Source organism: Williamwhitmania sp., assembly GCA_035529935.1.
GTDB lineage: Bacteria > Bacteroidota > Bacteroidia > Bacteroidales > Williamwhitmaniaceae > Williamwhitmania.
On record DATKVT010000123.1, the window covers coordinates 1 to 20,971 of the forward strand.

General features: G+C 41.0%; 20 protein-coding genes and 1 tRNA gene. 5 read left to right on the top strand and 16 right to left on the bottom strand.

The window, feature by feature from the left end; genetic code table 11:
* Positions 1 to 2,248 (top strand): ATP-dependent Clp protease ATP-binding subunit (locus VMW01_09445; protein ID HUW06475.1); only part of this gene is annotated, 2,248 nt, incomplete at its 5' end.
* A 59-nt stretch (positions 2,249 to 2,307) separates the two neighbouring features.
* Complete coding sequence (tpx, locus tag VMW01_09450; protein ID HUW06476.1) at positions 2,308 to 2,823, top strand: thiol peroxidase; 516 nt, start codon at positions 2,308 to 2,310, stop codon at positions 2,821 to 2,823.
* Between the two features lie 29 nt (positions 2,824 to 2,852).
* Here tpx and rimO read toward each other — a convergent pair whose 3' ends face one another.
* The 9 genes from rimO to fabG all read right to left on the bottom strand — a co-directional run bounded on the left by rimO (position 2,853) and on the right by fabG (position 9,258).
* Positions 2,853 to 4,157: a 30S ribosomal protein S12 methylthiotransferase RimO gene (gene rimO, locus VMW01_09455; protein ID HUW06477.1), complete on the bottom strand. Its 1,305-nt coding sequence runs from the start codon at positions 4,155 to 4,157 to the stop codon at positions 2,853 to 2,855.
* Positions 4,158 to 4,242: 85 nt separating this feature from the next.
* Positions 4,243 to 5,190 carry a signal recognition particle-docking protein FtsY gene (ftsY, locus tag VMW01_09460; GenBank protein HUW06478.1) on the bottom strand — a complete coding sequence of 316 codons (948 nt, stop codon included), beginning with the start codon at positions 5,188 to 5,190 and terminating at the stop codon, positions 4,243 to 4,245.
* Between the two features lie 79 nt (positions 5,191 to 5,269).
* Positions 5,270 to 5,425, bottom strand: coding sequence for a DUF4295 domain-containing protein (locus tag VMW01_09465; GenBank protein HUW06479.1), 156 nt, complete (start codon positions 5,423 to 5,425; stop codon positions 5,270 to 5,272).
* Positions 5,426 to 5,433: 8 nt separating this feature from the next.
* Positions 5,434 to 5,616 (bottom strand): 50S ribosomal protein L33, encoded by a 183-nt coding sequence (gene rpmG / locus VMW01_09470; protein HUW06480.1) that lies wholly within the window; start codon positions 5,614 to 5,616, stop codon positions 5,434 to 5,436.
* Between the two features lie 25 nt (positions 5,617 to 5,641).
* On the bottom strand, positions 5,642 to 5,884 hold the full coding sequence (rpmB, locus tag VMW01_09475; GenBank protein HUW06481.1) for a 50S ribosomal protein L28: 243 nt from the start codon (positions 5,882 to 5,884) through the stop codon (positions 5,642 to 5,644).
* Positions 5,885 to 5,978: 94 nt separating this feature from the next.
* Positions 5,979 to 7,229, bottom strand: a complete 1,251-nt coding sequence (locus VMW01_09480; protein ID HUW06482.1) for a competence/damage-inducible protein A — start codon at positions 7,227 to 7,229, stop codon at positions 5,979 to 5,981.
* A 54-nt stretch (positions 7,230 to 7,283) separates the two neighbouring features.
* Positions 7,284 to 7,355 (bottom strand) — tRNA-Thr (locus VMW01_09485).
* Between the two features lie 55 nt (positions 7,356 to 7,410).
* The gene (locus tag VMW01_09490) at positions 7,411 to 8,406 is read right to left on the bottom strand and encodes a DUF6340 family protein (GenBank protein HUW06483.1); all 996 of its coding nucleotides are present in this window, start codon (positions 8,404 to 8,406) and stop codon (positions 7,411 to 7,413) included.
* 105 nt (positions 8,407 to 8,511) lie between these two features.
* Positions 8,512 to 9,258, bottom strand: coding sequence for a 3-oxoacyl-[acyl-carrier-protein] reductase (gene fabG / locus VMW01_09495; protein ID HUW06484.1), 747 nt, complete (start codon positions 9,256 to 9,258; stop codon positions 8,512 to 8,514).
* Between the two features lie 163 nt (positions 9,259 to 9,421).
* On the opposite strand from fabG, the gene VMW01_09500 reads away from it, so the two are divergent.
* Entirely contained in the window at positions 9,422 to 11,734 is a 2,313-nt protein-coding gene (locus tag VMW01_09500) for a cache domain-containing protein (GenBank protein ID HUW06485.1), read from the top strand.
* Positions 11,735 to 11,788: 54 nt separating this feature from the next.
* Here the strand turns inward: VMW01_09500 and VMW01_09505 are convergent, their stop codons facing one another.
* Positions 11,789 to 12,853: a DUF6588 family protein gene (locus tag VMW01_09505; GenBank protein ID HUW06486.1), complete on the bottom strand. Its 1,065-nt coding sequence runs from the start codon at positions 12,851 to 12,853 to the stop codon at positions 11,789 to 11,791.
* 115 nt (positions 12,854 to 12,968) lie between these two features.
* On the opposite strand from VMW01_09505, the gene VMW01_09510 reads away from it, so the two are divergent.
* Both VMW01_09510 and kdsA read left to right on the top strand, forming a co-directional pair.
* Positions 12,969 to 14,249 carry a replication-associated recombination protein A gene (locus tag VMW01_09510; protein ID HUW06487.1) on the top strand — a complete coding sequence of 427 codons (1,281 nt, stop codon included), beginning with the start codon at positions 12,969 to 12,971 and terminating at the stop codon, positions 14,247 to 14,249.
* 29 nt (positions 14,250 to 14,278) lie between these two features.
* Complete coding sequence (gene kdsA / locus VMW01_09515; protein ID HUW06488.1) at positions 14,279 to 15,097, top strand: 3-deoxy-8-phosphooctulonate synthase; 819 nt, start codon at positions 14,279 to 14,281, stop codon at positions 15,095 to 15,097.
* On the opposite strand, the gene VMW01_09520 is transcribed toward kdsA, so the two are convergent.
* The 6 genes from VMW01_09520 to VMW01_09545 all read right to left on the bottom strand — a co-directional run.
* Positions 15,094 to 16,488 (bottom strand): ATP-binding protein, encoded by a 1,395-nt coding sequence (locus tag VMW01_09520; protein HUW06489.1) that lies wholly within the window; start codon positions 16,486 to 16,488, stop codon positions 15,094 to 15,096. The genes kdsA and VMW01_09520 overlap by 4 nt on opposite strands.
* Positions 16,489 to 16,552: 64 nt before the next feature.
* Positions 16,553 to 17,173: a porin family protein gene (locus VMW01_09525; GenBank protein HUW06490.1), complete on the bottom strand. Its 621-nt coding sequence runs from the start codon at positions 17,171 to 17,173 to the stop codon at positions 16,553 to 16,555.
* 59 nt (positions 17,174 to 17,232) lie between these two features.
* Positions 17,233 to 18,714 (bottom strand): cardiolipin synthase, encoded by a 1,482-nt coding sequence (cls, locus tag VMW01_09530; protein ID HUW06491.1) that lies wholly within the window; start codon positions 18,712 to 18,714, stop codon positions 17,233 to 17,235.
* Positions 18,715 to 18,821: 107 nt separating this feature from the next.
* On the bottom strand, positions 18,822 to 19,925 hold the full coding sequence (locus tag VMW01_09535) for a hypothetical protein (protein HUW06492.1): 1,104 nt from the start codon (positions 19,923 to 19,925) through the stop codon (positions 18,822 to 18,824).
* Between the two features lie 108 nt (positions 19,926 to 20,033).
* Entirely contained in the window at positions 20,034 to 20,588 is a 555-nt protein-coding gene (locus VMW01_09540) for a DUF4252 domain-containing protein (GenBank protein HUW06493.1), read from the bottom strand.
* Positions 20,589 to 20,746: 158 nt separating this feature from the next.
* A partial coding sequence (locus VMW01_09545; GenBank protein HUW06494.1) for an IS1595 family transposase occupies positions 20,747 to 20,971 on the bottom strand: 225 nt, incomplete at its 5' end.

Here is a 20,971-nt window from a genome sequence, read left to right on the forward strand (position 1 = left end):
CGTATTTTTGGAAGCGAGATCGCTGAAAAGTGAATCCATCAACTCGGCCCATCTCCTGCTCGCTATTTTAAAGGATGAGGGCAGCATGGTTTCCTTAATGCTTGCTGAATCTAACATCGACTACTTTGTGGTTAGAAATAAGTTAGAGGGAAGCCAGGTTCAGTCAAGGGCAGACTACTCCGACGATGACGATGAAAAGGAGCAATTTGGAGTTCCAAAGGGCACACCACAGCCTGGTGGAAGGCCTTCGTCCGATACCCCCGTTCTCGATAATTTTGGTATCGACCTCACCAAGGCAGCTGAGGAAAATAGGCTTGATCCAATAATTGGCCGTGAACGTGAGATTGAACGTATTGCCCAAATTCTAAGCAGGAGAAAGAAAAATAACCCCATCCTCATTGGAGAACCTGGGGTTGGAAAATCTGCTATTGCCGAAGGTCTTGCCTTGAGAATTGTGAAGAAAAAAGTTTCTAGAGTACTATTTAACAAGCGAGTTGTTGCGCTTGACTTAGCAGCCATTGTTGCTGGTACAAAATACAGAGGACAGTTTGAGGAGCGCATGAAGGCCATTCTTAACGAATTGGCAAAAACGAGCAATGTTATTCTATTCATCGATGAAATTCACACCATTGTTGGTGCTGGAGGAGCAACAGGTTCGCTCGATGCAGCCAACATGCTTAAACCAGCACTGGCACGAGGCGAAATTCAGTGTATTGGGGCCACCACCCTTGATGAATATCGTGAACATATTGAGAAAGATGGAGCACTTGAGCGTCGCTTTCAGAAGGTAATGGTGGAGCCAACCTCCCCGGAAGAGACTTATGAGATATTGAACAACATTAAAGAGCGGTATGAAGATCACCACAATGTAATTTATACCCCTGAGGCTATTGATGCCTGCGTGAAGTTAACGCAACGATACATTTCCGATCGACACTTGCCTGATAAGGCAATTGATGCCTTGGATGAAGCAGGATCAAGGGTACATATTGCCAACATAAAGGTGCCCGAACGCGTCGTCATGCTCGAAAAACAAATTGAGGAAACTCGCAATGAGAAGCTTAAGGCGGTGAAGAACCAAAACTTTGAAATGGCTGCCTCCTTCCGCGATAGAGAGCGTCAGTTTTCCGAACTCCTTGATCAAGAACAGAAAAAGTGGGAAAAGGAACTTTCCCAGAATCGAGAAACGGTTGATGCGGAAAAGGTTGCAGAGGTTGTTGCCATGATGACCGGCGTTCCTGTTCAGCGTATTGCCCAGGCAGAAGGTGAACGGTTGCTGGTAATGGCTGACGAGTTAAGAACAAAGGTTATTGGTCAAGATGAAGCCATCGGAAAGGTTGTAAAGGCTATCCAACGAAATAGAGCAGGATTAAAAGATCCACTTAAACCCATTGGAACCTTCGTTTTTCTCGGTCCAACTGGTGTCGGTAAAACACAACTTGCCAAGGTTTTGGCGAAGTATCTGTTCGACTCAACCGATAACCTCATCAGGATAGACATGAGCGAGTATATGGAGAAATTTTCCGTTTCTCGTCTCGTTGGAGCACCTCCCGGATACATCGGTTATGAAGAGGGAGGCCAGCTTACTGAAAAAGTAAGGAGAAAGCCATACTCCGTTGTACTGCTTGATGAGATAGAAAAAGCTCACCCAGATGTTTTCCACATTTTGCTCCAGGTGCTGGATGAAGGCTTGCTCACCGACTCATTGGGACGAAAGGTCGACTTCAAGAATACAATTGTAATTATGACATCCAATATTGGAAGTCGAGAGTTAAAGGAGTTTGGACAGGGAGTTGGGTTTTCGACACAGGCAAAATCAGATGCACCCAATGAATACTCAAAAAGTCTAGTGCAAAAGGCTTTGAGAAAAGCTTTTGCACCTGAATTTCTCAATCGTATTGACGACATTGTGATGTTCAACACCTTAGAGCGAAAGGAGCTGCATAAAATTATCGATCTTGAGCTGAAGGGGCTAATCGATAGAGTGATTAGCTTGGGGTTCAATGTTAAGGTAAATCTTGCAGCTAAAGACTTTCTGGTGGATAAGGGCTACGATATTCAGTTTGGTGCTCGTCCCTTAAAGCGTGCCATTCAAAAGTATCTTGAAGACCCCCTAGCAGAGGTTATTATCAAGGGAACATTGGCGCTCAATAGCGTTATAAGTGTAGGCTACACTAAGGGTAAAGACGAACTAAATATCAAACTCGGAAAAAGTAGCTTGACCGAAGTTGATGAACAAAACGATTAATTTCCTGTTTAAAAAGCGACACATAGAAATGTCGCTTTTTTTTAAAAATATAGTTAATCATGGAAAAGAATAGTGTAAAAGTCACATTTGGAGGAAATCCCATAACGCTTATTGGCAAGGAGGTTAAGGTTGGGCAGGCAGCCGAAGATTTTACGGTGTTAAGCAGTGGACTTAAACCAGTAAAACTCTCCAATTATGAAGGCAAAGTGAAGATCATTTCTGTTTTTCCTTCGGTTGATACATCCGTATGCTCCGCACAAAATCACCGTTTCAACAAGGAGGCCTCAACCCTTAGCGATAAAATTCAAATCATTGGAATATCTAACGATCTTCCTTTCGCACTAGGTCGCTATTGTGGTGCCGAAGGTATCGATCGGATTGTTACTCTCTCCGACCACAAGGATGTTGATTTTGGGCTGAAGTATGGATTCCTAATTCAGGAACTACGGCTATTAACACGCGGAGTTGTTGTTGTTGATAAAAACAATATTGTTCGCTACGTAGAGTATGTTCCAGAGGTGACACATGAACCCAACTATGAAGCAGCTATTAAGGTGGCCAAAGAATTAGTATAGCGATAAAAGCGTGATTAGTCACGCTTTTTTTATTTCACCCTTCCAATAAGGTCATATTCAAGAGAGTCAACAATTTCGACCTCATAGAAGTTCCCTATTTCAAGGTGCTTCTCATTTTTTTTCTTTATGAGCACCTCTCCGTCTACCTCTGGTGAATCGTATTGAGTCCGCCCAAGGTAAAACTCATCATCCTCAGAATCAATAAGCACCTGATAACTCTTTCCTACCTTATCAGCATTTAGACCCTCTGATATTTTCTGCTGAAGCTTCATTATGATTCCTGCACGGCGAATTTTTTCTTCCGTTGAGAGCGTATCCTCTAGATTATTGGCAGCAAACGTTCCCTCCTCCTCTGAGTATGGAAAAACGCCAAGTCTGTCAAACTTAACCTCCTGAACAAATTTGCAGAGTTCTTCAAATTCAGCTGCTCCTTCACCGGGATGTCCCACCAACAAAGTAGTTCGGAGAGCAAGATTTGGAATCTTAGCCCGAAGACGACCTATTAGGTCATAGGTATCTGCCTTACTGATTCCTCTATGCATATTTTTCAAAACGATGTCACTAATATGCTGGAACGGAATGTCGAGGTAGCTGCAAATTTTGGGGTTCAAGGCTATGGTGTCAATTAAATCGTCAGGGAACTGATATGGAAAAGCATAGTGTAGCCGAATCCACTCAATACCTGCAATTGTCGACAGTTGGTTTAGGAGTTCTGATATTCTACGCTTTCCGTATAAATCCATGCCATAAAACGTTGTATCTTGAGCAATGACAATTAGCTCCTTCACTCCTGCCGTAGCCAATTTTTCAGCTTCTTGAACCAGCTGCTCAACGGTTCGCGATAGGTGTTTCCCTCGTATTAATGGGATAGCACAGTAGGAACATCCCCAAGAACAGCCTTCAGAAATTTTTAAAAATGCATAATGAGAAGGGGTTGTAAGCATTCTTTCGCCAAGGAGCTCACTGCGGTACTTTGCACCGAGTATCTGAACAACTGATTTGAACTCGTTCACACCAAAGAATCCATCCACTTCGGGTATCTCAGTCTCTAGCTCCAGCCTATATCTTTCCGATAGGCAGCCGAAAACAAACAGTTTCTGTATATGGCCCTGCTGCTTTTCCTCGGCGTATTTAAGAATCATGGCAATAGATTCTTCTTTAGCATCTCCAATAAAGCCACAGGTGTTTATTAGCACAATGTCTACCTTATCGTTGCTGTTGTGCATTACTTGGAAATTGGAAGCCTGCAGCTGCCGCATTATAAACTCTGAATCGACAATATTTTTGGAGCACCCTAGGGTAACAACGCTTATTCTTTGATTTTTAGTTTGCATAAACCACCCTTTCATTCAGAACAAATAAGGGCCTGCATAACAAAATAGCAAACCCTTTTTTCAAAATTAATAACAGTAATAATAACTACCTGAAAAGAGTATCAACAAATGCCTTTCTATCAAATATTTGCAAATCACCGATACTTTCGCCAAGACCAATGTATTTAACGGGAATTTTAAACTGATCGGATATGCCAATCACAACACCCCCCTTGGCCGTGCCATCCAGCTTGGTAATAGCTAACGCATTTACTTCTGTAGCCCTTGTAAACTGCTTTGCCTGCTCAAATGCATTTTGTCCAGTGGAGCCATCGAGAACAAGTAACACCTCCTGCGGAGCAGATGGAATCACCTTTTTCATCACATTTTTAATCTTGGTGAGTTCGTTCATTAGATTCACCTTATTGTGAAGACGACCTGCCGTGTCGATTATGACAATATCTGCATTTTTCTTGATTGCCGAAGTCAGCGTATCGTATGCCACAGAGGCTGGATCGGAACCCATTTGTTGCTTAATAATTTCAACTCCGGCACGTTCCGCCCAAACGACCAGCTGCTCTACTGCAGCAGCGCGAAAGGTGTCGGCTGCGCCAATCACCACCTTTTTGCCAGCTAGGGTAAACATGTTTGAAAGTTTTCCTATTGTTGTGGTTTTGCCAACACCATTTACCCCAACCACCATTATCACATAGGGTCCATCAGCTGCCAAAAACTCCGTGTTTAGTTCCTTTCCAGCAGTATTTTCCTCCAACATTAGAGAAATCTCATCTTTCAGGATGAAGTTGAGCTCGGAAGCGCTTAAGAATTTTTCCTTCACCACTCGCTCCTGAATTCGCTCAATTATTTTGAGGGTAGTCTCTACGCCAACATCAGAAGTAATAAGCACCTCTTCCAGCGCATCAAGAACCTCATCGTCGATACGGGAACGACCAGCAATAGCGCGGGACATCTTCCTGAAGACACTTTCCTTTGTTTTTTCAAGACCCTTATCCAACTTATCCTGCTTTCCGGAGAAAATATCGAGAATTCCCATTACAATAAATTTATGGCACGCAATAATAACAAAAAAGCTTCTTTAACAGAAGCTCCTTTGTTCAAAATTCTAAACGGTTTTATTTTTTAGCAAAAAAGTCTTTAACTTCTGCATTGATAACCATTTCTTCTTTAAAAATATAGGCTCCTGTCTTTTCAGACTTAACCATTTTTACGCATTTAGTAAAGTTCTTACCAGCGCCTTTTTGCAAGGATGCAACTACTTTCTTTGCCATTGCTCAACTTATTTAATTTCTCGGTGAACAGTTACCTTCTTAAGAATTGGGTTGTATTTCTTACGCTCAATTCTATCTGGAGTGTTTTTCTTGTTCTTGGTGGTTATATACCTCGAAGTGCCGGGCATTCCACTCTCTTTATGTTCGGTGCATTCTAAAATTACCTGCACGCGGTTACCTTTCTTTGCCATTGCTAAATGCCTTTTTTACAGTTTCTTAGTATTCACAAATTAAACCAACACTTTGTGCTCTTTTAATGGCCTCTTTCAGACCAATTTTGTTGATGGTTCGCATGCCAGCAGCTGAAACCTTAAGAGTCACCCAGCGATTTTCCTCTTCAAGAAAGAATCTCTTCTTGTGAAGGTTGGGGTTGAACATTCTTTTTGTTTTCTTATTGGAGTGTGAAACGTTGTTTCCTACTCTTGGAACTCTACCCGTAATTTGACAAATCTTTGACATTGCTCGATATTTATTGCTACCATTATTTTCAAAACAGAGCGCAAATTACGCTAATTAATTCCAATAATTCAAATATTTGAACCTTTTTTTCACCCTATTGCGAGACTTTTTTCAAGATATTTTCTCTCAGCATGTTGAGAGCCCTTGCCGAAGCACGAAGAATGTTCTGCTCACGGCTATTCCCAAACGAATACTTGAACGATAGCGTTTCGGTTGGACCTGCAACTGCGATCCATGTTAGCCCTACAGGTTTATCTACGCTTCCCCCCGATGGACCAGCAACCCCGGAAGTAGCCACGGCATAAGTGCTTTGGAACAATGCTCTACATCCTTCGGCCATTTCCCTTACAACTTGCTCACTAACGGCCCCATATCTCTCCAGTGTTTCCATTTTTACTCCGAGCAGTTCTGCTTTGACTTTGTTGGAATAGGCTACCACCGATCCAGTGAAATAGTTGCTAGAACCAGGAACTGATGTGATCATATGAGCAATATTTCCTCCAGTGCAACTTTCAGCAAGTGATAGTGACATATTATTGTTGGATAATAATTTACCAACAACAACCTCAAGTGATTGGTCGCTTAATGCAAAGATGTTTTCTGGAATAATTAGCTGAAGTTCAGCGATTATATTATCGATCTCTTTCTGAAGCATTATCCGATCGTGACCAAAGGCCGAAAGTCGCAGTTTTATTGCTGTGGGACTGGGTAGGTATGCTAACTTAATATGAGTTGGGAGATTATCCTCCCAGTATGAAATCCTCTTTGCTAAACTTGATTCTGGAAGACCGAATGTCATTACTGTTTGGTGAACTACATCCACATTGGTTAGCTGCTGCATTATTAATGGCAGCACCTCATTATTTAAGAGATAGTTCATTTCAAACGGAACTCCTGGAAGTGAAAAAATCAACTTTCCATCAACGTGGAAGAGCATGCCTGGAGCAGTTCCAACTTTATTATGCAAAACGGTGGCCTTAGCTGGAATTAAGGCCTGATGTCGATTTAAATCGTTCATTTCAACACCTCTGGATGCGAGGAGTGATTCAACGTGTGAAAGTATTTGATCGTTGAGAATTAGGTTGCTATGGAAATATGATGCAAGCGTTTTTTTCGTTAAGTCATCTTTGGTAGGACCAAGCCCCCCGGTTAACACGATAACATCGGCATGCAATCTTGCGTTATCCAAAGCCTTAGCAATGTGAGTTGGATCGTCCGACACAGAGGTGATTTGGTGGATAATTACACCTATAGAACTTAATGCTGAGGCAATTTGGGCCGAATTGGTATCGATAGTCTGGCCAATTAGTAGTTCATCGCCGATAGTAATTATTTCTGCTACCATATTTTTGTGTGTTTACAGAAAAAGGTGGCCAACGACCACCCTTATACCGGTATGAGCCTCTCACGGGATTTGAACCCGCGACCTGCTGTTTACGAAACAGCTGCTCTACCGCTGAGCTAAAGAGGCAAAATAGTTGCGCAAAAATAGCTCTTTTTCAGAAAAACCAAAGCAGGTAACAGATTTACTTAAGAGAATCTAGAACCGCCTCAGCCTTAAGTCTATCGTTCAGCACTGCCCGATATTCAGCAACGTATTGACTACCTGACTTTAACGAATCCGCTATATCTAACCAGTTAACGGCTAAATTATAATTACCACCAACTTCGCTTGCAACTGCAAGGTTATAGGCGGCTTGCTCTTTAAGCTTATTGCTGGAATTGCTGCCCACCAACCAACTCCAAATTTTTATTGCCTCTGCCCAATTATTTTCATCTACTTTATTTTGAGCCATTTTTAAGTAAGGATTGGTGCTGGAAACAATTTCTCTGTACTGTGTTGTCCAAACGGGCGTAAACGCGGCTAAGCCTGCTATTCCCGCTTCACTTCCGACATAGCTTGCCACATCGGTAAATTTGGGAAGGTTATCAACGGCTTCACGACGGGAAGATCCAGCCGCATCCCAAGAGTATGATTTTTGATATAGGTATGCTGCTTGTGGTGTTTGGGAGTCTGAACTATATATTCGCCAAAGCCCAACGGCTTTGATTGTAAAATAGGCCCGGTACCCATATTGGTTCTGTACGTCAGGCACTACCGTGATATCTGGATTGAGACTAAAATAATCTAATGAAACAATTTGTAGCGCATTAGTGCTTTCAACAATTGCACCAACAGAATCTTTTGGCAAAATAAATGTAGATGAAGGTGAACTGTCAGGTCTTACAGTGCAATAAGTAACCGCATTTGCATGACCACCTAATGCAGGCGTAGTAAATCCACCCATAAAAGAATAGGCAGCCGACTCTGCAGCAATGCTGTCGAGCTGACTTGTCAATACCGTTTCAGGGTCTTTAAACCGGCGGGATTCATTATAAGTATAGTTGACCGTTATGTTTGCGTGGGGAGAAACATAGTATACTGTTGGTGGCTGCAGAGTATCAACCGGAACACTTACCCTGTAACTGCAAGAGCTTAAGGACAATACCACAAGTATCGAGGAAAATCTACCTAGCCGCATAGTTGTTTGTTTTGTTATCTAAATTACAATATTTGTGCCAAAAAGGGCCATCTGATCGGATGGCCCTAAAATAAATACCTCAATATTTAGGATAATTATATTCTGTTAATCTTGCATACCACCACAAACTGGTATTGTTTGGCCGGTTACATAACTTGAAAGTTCCGAACCAAGAAATACTGCCACATTAGCGACATCCTCTGGAGTACCACCTCTCCTTAGTGGTATTTTGCTAACCCATTCATTTCTAACTTCTTCTGGTAATTTGTGGGTCATGTCAGTGATAATAAACCCAGGAGCAATTGCGTTGCACCGAACATTTCTAGAACCCAACTCCTTGGCAATTGACTTTGTGAACCCAATTATTCCGGCCTTTGAAGCAGAATAGTTAGATTGACCAGCGTTACCTGACATTCCAACAACTGAACTCATGTTAATAATTGAACCATTTTGCTGTTTGATCATGTAGCGCTGGGCCGCTTTTGTAAGATTAAAAATCGACTTAAGATTAACATTGATTACCAAATCCCACTGCTCCTCAGTCATGCGAAGCAGAAGAGTGTCTCTTGTAATCCCTGCATTGTTAACCAAAATTTCTAAGGTGCCGAACTCCTTTATCACGTTATCCACCAATGTCTGAGAATCCTGAAACTTGGATGCATCAGAAATAAATCCTTTGGCTTTTACACCAAGTGCTTTGAGTTCTTTCTCTGTAGCCTTGAAGTTATCGTCTTCAACGAGATCGGTAAATGCAATATTGGCTCCATGCTGGGCAAATTTCAATGAAATAGCCTTGCCAATTCCTCTTGCACCCCCTGTTATTAATGCTGTTTTTCCCTCTAGTAGTTTCATTGTATTGGTATTTAGTTTTTGCAAACCTAATGAAAATATCCAAAATGATGAAATAGACGCTCGCAAATGCACTAAAATGCATTTTACTGGTCAATTCTTAGCAAATTAAACCAATTTTTCGCTAATTTGCTGGCAGAAAAACAATCAACAAACTCCCTTTCTCATGAGAATTAAGCTGAAAATTCGGACAAAGCTGTTACTCTCCATTCTTACCGTTACGGCATTTGTGTATGCTTCGTCATTGGGTTATCTTAGCTTTAAGCTACAAGATATTTCTCTCAAACGGTCAATGGACCTTGCTGATGCTTATGCACGAGAAAATGCCAATCTTACTAAGGCAAACTTAAACGTTGATATGGATATGACTCGTGGATTAACGAATACGTTTAGCGAGTTTAAGTCTATTCCAAAAGTCCAGCAGCGCGTTGATCTTATGCGTGCCATTGAGGGTGTTGCCATTGAAAATCCAAATTTTTTATCAGTTTGGGTTAACATTGAATTAAGCACCATGGATAGCACCTATAAAAAAGGCTATGGAAGATATCGCATTACCTATTGGAGAGAAAATGGGGAGTTAAAAGTAAAGGAAGAAGTTCTTAATACCGATGGGGACAATACTGAAAGTGCATACTATCAGATGAAGATGTCCAAACTTGAAACTGTACTTGACCCCTATCTTTTTACCTACCTTGCAGGCGGTAAACCTATTTTGGAAACATCCGTTTGTGTTCCACTTCTAGAAAAGAATAAATTTTTGGGAGTATTTGGGCTCGACTTATCACTCGAGCGGTTTCAGCCTATTATTGAAAATATTCACCCGTTTGCTGGTAGCTACGCATACCTAATTTCTAACGATGGTGCCATTATAGCACATACTGATAGATCTCTGGTTGGTAAAAAGTTTAGCGAGGTGTTTCATCAACAGGATAGCATTTTTAACGTCTCAACGCAGATTAAGGAAGGAAAGTTGTTTAGCTATACTACCGTTGATTCCACCTCGGGTGCCGAGGTTTATATCTCCTATGCCCCAATTACCATTGGAAGGTCGATTACACCATGGTCTATCGCTATTGTTGCCCCAATAAATGTCCTGGTTGATGAGGCAAATAAAACATTTAATAATAGCATCATTATTGGACTTGCTGGACTCATTATCTTAATGCTCGTTATTTGGATTCTTGCATACAATATTACTCATCCACTATCGCGCACAATTAAAACCATTAAGCGCTTAGCAAAAGGTGAATTCGACACCAATAATCTCCTAAAGGTGAATTCTGGTGATGAAATTGAAGAAATTAGCAATTCGGTTAATACTTTGATTCAAGGACTTAGCAAGACAACCGATTTTGCAAAAGAGATAGGAAGAGGCAATCTCAATGTTAGCTACTCAAGCCTTGGAAGCAACGATATGCTTGGAAAAGCATTGCTGGAGATGCAAAAGAGTTTGTCAAATGCGAAACAGCAGGAAGAACTGCGCCAAATAGAGGATCAGAAGCAAACATGGGCAACTACAGGACTGGCCATGTTTGGTGAGATATTACGGCAGAATAACGATAACCTTGAGGAACTTGCCTACCAAGTTATTAGCAATATTGTGAAGTATTCCGTTAGCAACGTTGGAGGATTATTCTTGGTAAACGATGAAAATCGGTCGGATGTTCACCTTGAGCTTAAAGCTTGCTTTGCTTATGAAAAAAGAAAATTTCTTGAAAAGCGCATTGAAATGAATGAAGGGCTTATCGGTCGATGTGCTCAAGAGGCAGAAACCATCTATCTTACAGAAATACCTGAAAATTACATATCCATCGGTTCTGGGCTTGGAGAAAAAGCACCCACCTGCCTTCTTTTAGTACCACTTAAGCTTAACGATCAGGTATTTGGTGTAATAGAAATTGCATCGCTGAATATCATTGAGAATTACGTTGTAAATTTCATTGAGAAATTGGGCGAAACGATTGCTTCAACCCTATCCAATGTTAAGGTTAACATTAGAACAGTGCAACTCCTAGAGGCTTCCCGGCAGCAGTCAGAGGAACTTTCGGCACAGGAAGAGGAGATGCGGCAAAATATGGAGGAATTGCAAGCAACACAGGAAGAGGCGGCAAGAAAGACAGGAGAAATGGAATCGCTTATTAACGCTCTTAATGCGTCCAGTTTTGTGGTGGAATACAACCTTGATGGCGTTATCATTTCCGTTAACGATGCCATGCTTTCTTTGCTCAATAGGCCGAGAGAGGCAGTTGTTGGCAACCACCATTCCAACGACCTGCTATTGAGTAGCAAGCAAAAGAAGGATTATGAAAAATTCTGGAACGACTTAAAGAAAGGGATAACCAAGAAAGAGTCTACCAAGCTGAGCATAAACAACAAGGAGTATACTTTTTTGGAGACTTATACCCCTATCTATAATGAGAATCACAAGATTTATAAGATATTGAAGATATCGCACAACATAACTGACTTTATTAAGTAATAAAAAAAGCGGCTCCAATGAGCCGCTTTTTTTTGATCACCTGTAATGTAATGACTAGCGGAAGCTGATACCTACACCACCAGTAATAATAGGATACTTGGCTACGGTATAGTCGAAATGAAAAGCCAGAATAGCTAACTTAATGCGCAAGCCTGCATTCGCTGCAAATCCATTATTTTTAAACGACAAGCTCAAAGGATCGGTCCAATTCGTGTTACCAGAAACCACTACTTGGCTGTTCTGCATCTCCAATCCAACAGGATAATTTCCTTTTAGATCCATGCTAGTCTTGGTGAAATTGTAACCGAGCCCAGCATATACGGTAAGAACGGGCAATGATTTAGATACAATTATCCGAGTAGCCAAAGAAGTAGATCTAAGCTTGAGTTGCTGGTTATCGTACAGTGACTGGTCATAGGTTGTAGTTTGTGGCTTATAGGAAACGTTGATATCGGATCTAAAATCAGTATATGCAACCATGGCCGATAGACCAAAGGGCAAAAGTTTGATGCCCGGAATCAACTCCTTAAACTCATTTTTTATGCCAATACCCCAAAGGCTAACACTTCCGATATCAGGTACGCTAACTTTTGGAATGAATCGGCCCATTATCTCCGTATGAAAGGGTAACCCGACACCAGCCTGCAGAATAGGAACGGGAATCACGCTAAGATTACCACCGCTTGGAAGGTTAAACTGAACAGTCTGAGTCCCACCACCTAAGTCAACCTGACCTTGGTATTGAACCTTTGGTCCACTTCCAGAACCAGCAACCGTTGGTGATACGCTGCTTTCTCCGCTAACTACAGAAATATTTGTCAACTTCAAAGAATTAACATCAAAATTCTTATCGGAAGATGGAACCATCACCGTATTAATAGAAAAAGTAAGGTCAAACCCCGCTAATCCGTGAGGTTTACCACTATTATACCAACTACCACTAAGACCCCAGCCAAGGCTCTTTCCAAAAGGCTGAAGATAAGCTTCCGAAAGTTTAATTGCATCTTGTTGGCTACTTCTTAGCAAGAGAACTACATCTTTTTGGGCAAAAGAGAAGAGAGGAATTAGTGCCAAGGAAAAAGCACCAAACATTTTTTTTGCAATAGAATAGATTTTCATAGCGATTAGCGTTTAGATTCAGGGGGGTAAATTAAAGATTTCTTTGGAATATTACGGAAGAGAACTGCCGGAAGTTCGGTTAACAGTTAGAATTCGTTAAATTTGACGAAAAAAAATGGATTCTCAGATTCCACTTGCAGAACGTCTCCGGCCCAAAAAGCTTGATGATTATTTGGGACAGAAGCATTTAGTGGGTGAAGGAGCAGTACTCCGAAGATCAATAGAGTCGGGTAACTTACCTTCTCTGTTACTTTGGGGACCTCCTGGTGTTGGTAAAACGACCTTGGCCAAGCTTATTGCTCATGAGCTTAACCGTTCGATATTCACACTAAACGCCATCAATTCTGGAGTAAAGGAGGTACGTGAGGTTTTTGAAAAAGCAAAAAAGATGCAATTTTTCAACACCCCTGCTCCCATACTATTCATTGATGAAATCCATCGATTCAATAAGTCACAGCAAGATTCCCTTCTTAGTGCTGTTGAACAAGGTATTATTACCCTAATTGGGGCTACCACAGAGAACCCCTCTTTTGAAGTTATTTCTCCACTCCTTTCTCGCTGTCAAGTTTTTATTCTTAAACCCTTAGAAATTGATGATCTCCTAACACTGCTCGACAGGGCAATCACAACCGATATCTACCTTAAAAATCGGTCAATTACGGTTGCAGAAACCGATGCAATTCTGCGCTTTTCTGGAGGTGATGCACGAAAGTTGCTGAACATTCTGGAGATCGTAGTTGGAGCCTCAGAAACCGAAGAGGTAACGCTTACCGATCAAATAGTAACCGATAGATTGCAAGAAAACATTGCCCTTTACGACAAGAGTGGTGAGCAGCACTACGATGTTATTAGTGCTTTCATTAAATCGATAAGGGGCAGCGATCCGCAGGCCGCAGTTTACTGGCTAGCAAGGATGGTTGAAGGTGGTGAAGATCCTAAATTCATTGCCAGAAGGCTTATTATCCTCTCCTCCGAAGACATTGGGCTAGCAAACCCCAATGCTCTATTGCTTGCAACAGCCTGCTTTCAAGCGGTAGAAAAAATTGGTATGCCTGAATCGAGGATAATCCTATCGGAAACGGCTATATACTTAGCCACAAGTCCTAAAAGTAACTCAGCCTACATCGCAATAGATGAGGCCATTGAGAAGGTTAAGAAAGATGGTAGCCTACCGGTACCGCTACACCTTCGAAATGCTCCTACAAAGTTGATGAAAAATTTAGGCTACGGCCAAGACTATCGCTATGCGCATAGCTATGCTGGTAATTTCACTCCACAGGAATTTATGCCGGTAAAACTGTCAGGAACTGTGTTTTACACGCCTAGCGATAATACAAAAGAACAGGAAATTCGCCAAAAGCAGAATAGCTTGTGGAGCGGCAAATATTCTATATGATTTTTCTAACTTCGCAAAAATTTTGAGCTATGCTATACGACCTTCCAAACATTCGCCATACCGAGAGCGGCAATTTCTTTCTGCTAGCTGGCCCCTGTGTTGTAGAAACAGAGGAGATCACTTTTGGAACTGCCAAAAAAGTAAAGGAGATTACCGATAAATACAAAATTCCCTTTGTATTCAAAGCTTCTTACCGCAAAGCAAACCGCTCTAAGCTCGATTCGTTTCAAGGAATTGGAGATATTGAAGCACTTAAAATGCTGGGACGAATAAGGAAAGAGCTTCAGATACCAATTGTTACGGATATACATAATCCAGATGAGGCTGATATTGCTGCCGAGTATGTTGATATACTGCAAATCCCAGCGTTTCTATGTAGGCAAACCGATCTGCTTGTGGCTGCTGGTAAAACAGGCAAGATTGTGAATATAAAGAAGGGGCAATTCTTAAGTCCCAGCGGAATGCGGTTTGCGGCAGAAAAAATTTTTGAAACTGGGAATAGAAAAGTAATGCTTACCGACCGTGGAACCTCATTTGGTTACCAAGATTTAATTATTGATTATCGTGGAATACCTGAAATGCAGAAAAGCGGTCTTCCTGTTATTCTCGATATAACCCATTCTCTGCAGCAGCCTAACCAGGATTCAGGAATTACCGGTGGAAGGCCAGACTTAATCGACACAATTGCACGTGCAGGTATTGCCGTTGGTGTGGATGGAATTTTTCTAGAAACCCATCCCAATCCGGCAATTGCAAAATCAGACGGAGCCAACATGCTGCATCTAGATAAGTTGGAGTGGCTGCTTGCTCGCTTGGTAAAACTAAGAGCAGTGGTTAATGAGTTTTAAGAGACAGAAATTATTCGGGCTATCTTGCTAAAAAGTGCCGCCGGGTTGATCGGTTTTGAAATTACGTCGTTACAACCCATCTCAATATATTTTACATCGTCCTCTGGCCTAGCATAGTTCGTTTGAGCAATTATGGGAAGCGTTGACTTAGATCGAGTACTTCTTATTTGAGATACAAGTCCATGGCCATCTAACGTTTCGTGGGGAGAATCCATTAGAATCAGATCAGGAGCCTGTGAACTGTCGCACAAGGTAAGAGCTTCAGCACCTGTTTTTGCTCTCACCACACTTATGCTTGTGTTAGCTAACAGATCGGCGACAAATTGGTAATTAGCCTCGGTGTCGTCCACGATGAGGATGGTTTTATTAGACCAGTTATACTCCTTTTTATTGGCGTAGTAAACCGAAGAGTCCTGTTTAATCTCAATGTTTTCAAATGGTAGGGTAAAAAAGAAGGTGGATCCAAGCCCCTCTGTTGATTCGAACCAAATTTTGCCATCTAGGGCTTCTACAAGGCCTTTGGAGATGTAAAGGCCAAGCCCTGATCCTCCAAATCGGCGGGTTGAGCCCTGCTCTATTTGCTGAAAGCGTTCAAATATTACCTCTTGTTGTGTTTGCGGAATTCCAATTCCACTGTCTCTGACAAAAAAAAGTAGCTCGTTTGAATCCTTGTTTGCAAATCCAAACTCCACCGTTCCATGCTCAGTAAATTTAATGGCATTGCTAATTAAATGTGAAAACACTTGTCTAAGTCTTGCACCATCGGTAGTGATAATATTTACCTCATCATCGGCCAAGTTGAGAAACCTCAGCGAAAGTTGCTTCTTTGATTCCTTGAAAATTTGACCATTATACTGAACATATAGGTCAAAGAGCATCTCATTTAAATTACATTCCGATTTGGATAGCGTTAGCAAGCCAGATTCCAGCCTTGAAATATCAACAAGGTTATCAAAAAGGTTTACCAATTGGTAGCCACTGTTAATAATTATGTCAATAAATTGGCTCCGCTTGTCAGTAGGGAGGTCTTCGTTAAGCAGCTGAACGAATCCGATTATTCCATTCATAGGAGTTCGAATCTCGTGTGACATGTTTGCTAAAAAATTGGCCTTAAGCAGGTCTGTCTCATCAGCTTTGGCCCTAGCATCCCCAAGTTTTCTAATTAGGTCCTTTTTATCAACCAAAAGGGTGCCAACCTGGTGTTCTAAGCCAGCGTTAATTTTGGTAAGACGGGAGAAAAACCTCTTCCACTTTTTTTCGGTACTCTTATGCCAAAAGTAACAAGTTCCAGCGCAAAGAGCAGCCAACGTTGAACTGCCACCTATTATTAAAATAGCGGTTGTATGATTTACGTCAATAAGAAGAACAACTAAAGGATGTATGTATTCCATTGCTTCTTATTTATGAAGCAACACTTTATCGCTATGCGATAAAGTGTTGAATAAGAATATATTATTAAAAATATAATGCTACACTAGCAAGAAGTTGAGGATTTCTAGAATCAAATGATCTCTCCTGCCCCAGCACTTTTATACCATCCCCTAGTTTACTTAAACTTCCTTCATACCTAAGGTCAAAGCCAATTTTCCAAATATCGAGCCCAACCCCCACTTGGTAGCCAAAAGTAGCCTTGTTAAATTGCTCATCGTAGCCTGTATAATCCTTCAGAACGGCCTTGTCTGAGATTACAATTGAGGCTACCGGGCCAATACCAACGCGAGCAGGTCCAAACTTCCAACCAACCAAAACAGGGATATCGATCTTGTTAAACTTTTGAGTTCTAACAGTCTCTACACCTGTTGATATATCAACAATTTTGATGTCTCCGCCGGTTGAAGAAAAATATAACTCTGGTTGCACAAATAAACCGAGGAGCTGAACCCTACTTACAACGCCAAAATGCATTCCCGTGATAGAATTTCCCTCCTTAGCCACAAGATTGTTACCAAGGTCTATTTCGCTAAATTTTACCCTTGAGGAGCTAACACCTGCTTTTATACCAAACTTGAAAAGCTGAGCGTTTGCTATCCCAACTGTAAGAAATACAAATAGAAGAATAAGTGAATACCTTTTCATAACTTAGAGATTTGGTTTATAGCCAATATAGCGCTTTTTATTATAAGAACAGTGCAAAATTAAAGAAGCGGCGTAAACAATCGAGCAAACGATTCTAAAAAGCTTTTACGCAGTGGTCGATCCTCCCACTCCTCCAAAAGAATGTTTTTGCTAAGCTTAATATCCAGCAAAAATCTATCCTCAAGTTCCGATGTAACATCTGGGTCATAAATGATGGCGTTTACTTCAAAGTTATCCTCAAAGCTGCGCATATCCATATTGGCTGTTCCAACGGATGAAAAGCAGCCGTCTATCATGATAATCTTTGAGTGGTTAAAACCGGCCTCAAACAGGTAAACCTTAATTCCGGCCTCGAGCAATTCTGACAAATAGGATAACGTACCCCAGTAAACCATCTTCGAATCGGATTTTCCTGGCAATAGTATTTTAATATCCACACCACTAAGTGATGCGGTTTTGAGGGCTGTTAGAATGCTCTCGTTGGGCATAAAATATGGAGTAGAAATGTAGATATGCTCCTTTGCTGTGGCTATCGCAAGGAAATAGGCCTGCATTATGCTAGCCCAATCAGAATCTGGCCCACATGCGGTAATTTGAACCAAATGCTTGTCTAGTGTAGTAGTAGCCGGAAAGTATTTCTGTCTATCAGTAAATTGCTGTTTGCTGACAAAATACCAATCTATTAAAAAAATTGCTTGTAGTGAGCGAACTGCATCCCCTTCAACTTTTAAATGGGTATCCCTCCAAAATCCAAGTTTTGGGTCCCCGTGAATGTAACGGTCAGCGACATTTATTCCACCAACGTAGCCAACTTTCCCATCAATTACAACAATCTTTCTATGGTTTCGATAGTTTACCTTGCTCGTAAACCATGGAAATTTCACCTCCATAAATGGGAATGCTTCAACCATATTGTCATGCAGATAGCGTATATAGGTCTTCGGAAGACTCCAGCTACCAACATCGTCGAAAATGACCCTGACCTCAACACCGCTTCGCGCCTTTTCAACTAAAATATCCTTAATTTGATTGCCAATAACATCGTCACTCAAGATGTAATACTCCAGATGAATGCTGCTGGTAGCAATAGCCAAATCGTGCAGCAAGTTTGAGAAAGTCTCCTTTCCAGAATTCATTACCAATACACTGTTTCTCTCTGAAAGTAGCGCCTTGCTATTGTTGAGCAACAGTTTAATAATTTTAATATAGCGAGTAATATTTGGGTTGTCGGGAAAGTCATTCCTATTGAGCCTGATAAGTTGAGCATCGCTAATCAGTCCTATCTGTTCAATATCGTGCATTCCCTTTCGGCTAAAAATTTTTTCCTTTCTAAAGTTCTGCCCAAAATATATGTAGAGAACAATACCCGCAATTGGTAGGAGAAAAAGAACAAGAACCCATGACGCAGTCCTCACGGGATCTCGCTTCTCATGCACAACAATTGCAGCCGTGGCAAGAATGGTAATCATATAGATTGCCAGCAAAACCTTGGAAAAGTTTACTTGCAATAAGAAGTCAAAAATATGGTTAATGCCATCCATTGGATCCTCATTAATCTATTGCTAATTTACAAATTGATTTGACATCTTGCTGGAAACAAAAAAAAACCGCCAATTTTTGGCGGTTTTTAATAATAAATAGGAGACTATTATTTTTTAAAATTCCATGCATCTCCAGTGGTGCCAAAGAAGGATGTCCATTCGTCCAAGACGTTGCCAAATAACGCACTCGCGTCAACACTAGTGCCATCGTTGTAGTAGAACATTAATACAAGTTCCTGATTTTGATTGGTAATATACTTCATTTCACCAACCTTTGCACCAGCTGCATTGTAAACTGTAACCTCAACCAGATCATTAATATCAGGCTGTGTTGTACCATCACCACTGTATGACATTTCGAAATGAAAGCGGATAGTTGCAATGGTAAGGTCTCCCTTAACGCTCATAGTAATATTGGGATCAGCATATTTCAAGGAGACATCATAACTTCCAGAAAGTAACACGTTGGAATTTTTCTTTAACGTTCTTGAAGCTCTTCCAGAAATAGTTGCTGATGATTCATTTCCAGTTGCAGTTAGTGATGCGGATTCCGTGTACTCATAAGGTGAAAATTTAAAAGTGACATTTTGGCTAAAAGTAGCAGATGAAGATGTGCTTGAAATTGAGGCAGAGTAATTAACTGACCAAATTTCAGTACCATCTAGAATTAGGTTAGCTTGATAATCTCCACTATATTCCCCCATATCATAAGCAATGGTATACTTCGAAATGGTATAAACCGCATTATTGGTCGAGTTTGAAGCTGGATAGGGAAATTTTACAACAACCTTATCAGTTGGAGTGCTTGTGTGGTCAAACTGCTGGGTTTGAGAATTCCACTCCCATGTTCCAAGGTACTCCTGAAAATAAAAATCACTACTGAAATTTAAAGCCTTCTGCATAGAGGAAAAATTGTTGCCTCTAACTGCAGATAATCTATTTGAAAAAGATTTTACATAGGAAGAGGTAGAAAAATTGCCTTCCATTGGAAGTGAAAACGGTAGGTTTAGTTGCCCCATCTGGTTGTATGCCATCATTCCTTGGGTATTGTCAAGGGCAGTGGACTCAGCATCATAGGTAGTTTTAACTGAGCTAATTTCTGTTTGAGCTTCAGCGGTAGATAGATCCGCAGGGGTATTATCTTTGGAACAAGAACCAAAAACAAAGACGCCAGCGATCATTGAAATGGTAAGTAGATTTTTTGCTTTCATGTTAGTTGGGGATTAGTTTTCAATACAAAAATAGCAGTATTTCTAGCCAAAACGAATGAAACCTCTTGTTCGTTATCGTATAGCTATTAATAGTATGCAAAACTCCTTCTAACGTACACTTGGAGAATCTAGGCGATAGATATAATCCAAAATGGGTCGATTCTTAGGCAGAATAAGTTTGGCCAATTTTTCCATTGGCATTTGTCCAGAAAAGTGAACCAAGTAAACCTTTTGACCAGAATTGATAACCACAACGAGATCACTTACCAAGGTCATATTCTTAAGAACCCAAACCGATAGATTCTCTTTTGCGGATGAAAATAATCCATATTGGAGCAATCCATTCCTTTTTAACCTGCGAGTGATGTCCAAGGTTATTGCTTGGAGCTGACCATCCTTACCACCTCTATTTTTGGAGAAAACCATTACCTCCATACTTGATACGCTATCAAGTAAGTCTTTAAGCTCAGTACCACCAGGCTTTTCTTCATCTATGAAAATAGTGGCCATATTTGGAGCAATAGCATAATGCTCGTGAGGATAGCTCTTGCGCAGCTGAAGAATTAGAGCATCAACATTTTGTTTTTTGCTTCCACAAGCAAGAAAAAAAATAAGCGATGCTACCAGTAAGCCAGAGAGTCGTGCCGGATGTTGTAATGCCATGCTAAATACTGTTTTTAACCAATTCAAAAATTTCAATCGGCAACCTTCTTGGCCTTCTACTATGCGCGTCCACGGAAATCAGAATTGTCTCACCTGTTGTCAATAGCATATCATGCTTATTAACAACACGATAAGATATAACTATTTGAATTAGGCATTTAAGTAATAAGCATTTTATAGGAATGCGGTTGTATGGTCAGCATTCTGTCTAAAAGGTTGTCAAATAGACCTTTCCCCATAAGGCTACGGTTAAATCGGTAGGTATACTCATCGATATAGGATTGTAAAAGTTCTGCATGGTGGTGCATCCCCCTTAGCCAGCCCTTGAACCCCATGATAACCCTATGCAGGTCGGGGAAGCTCTCCCCTTTCCTGCCAGAGGG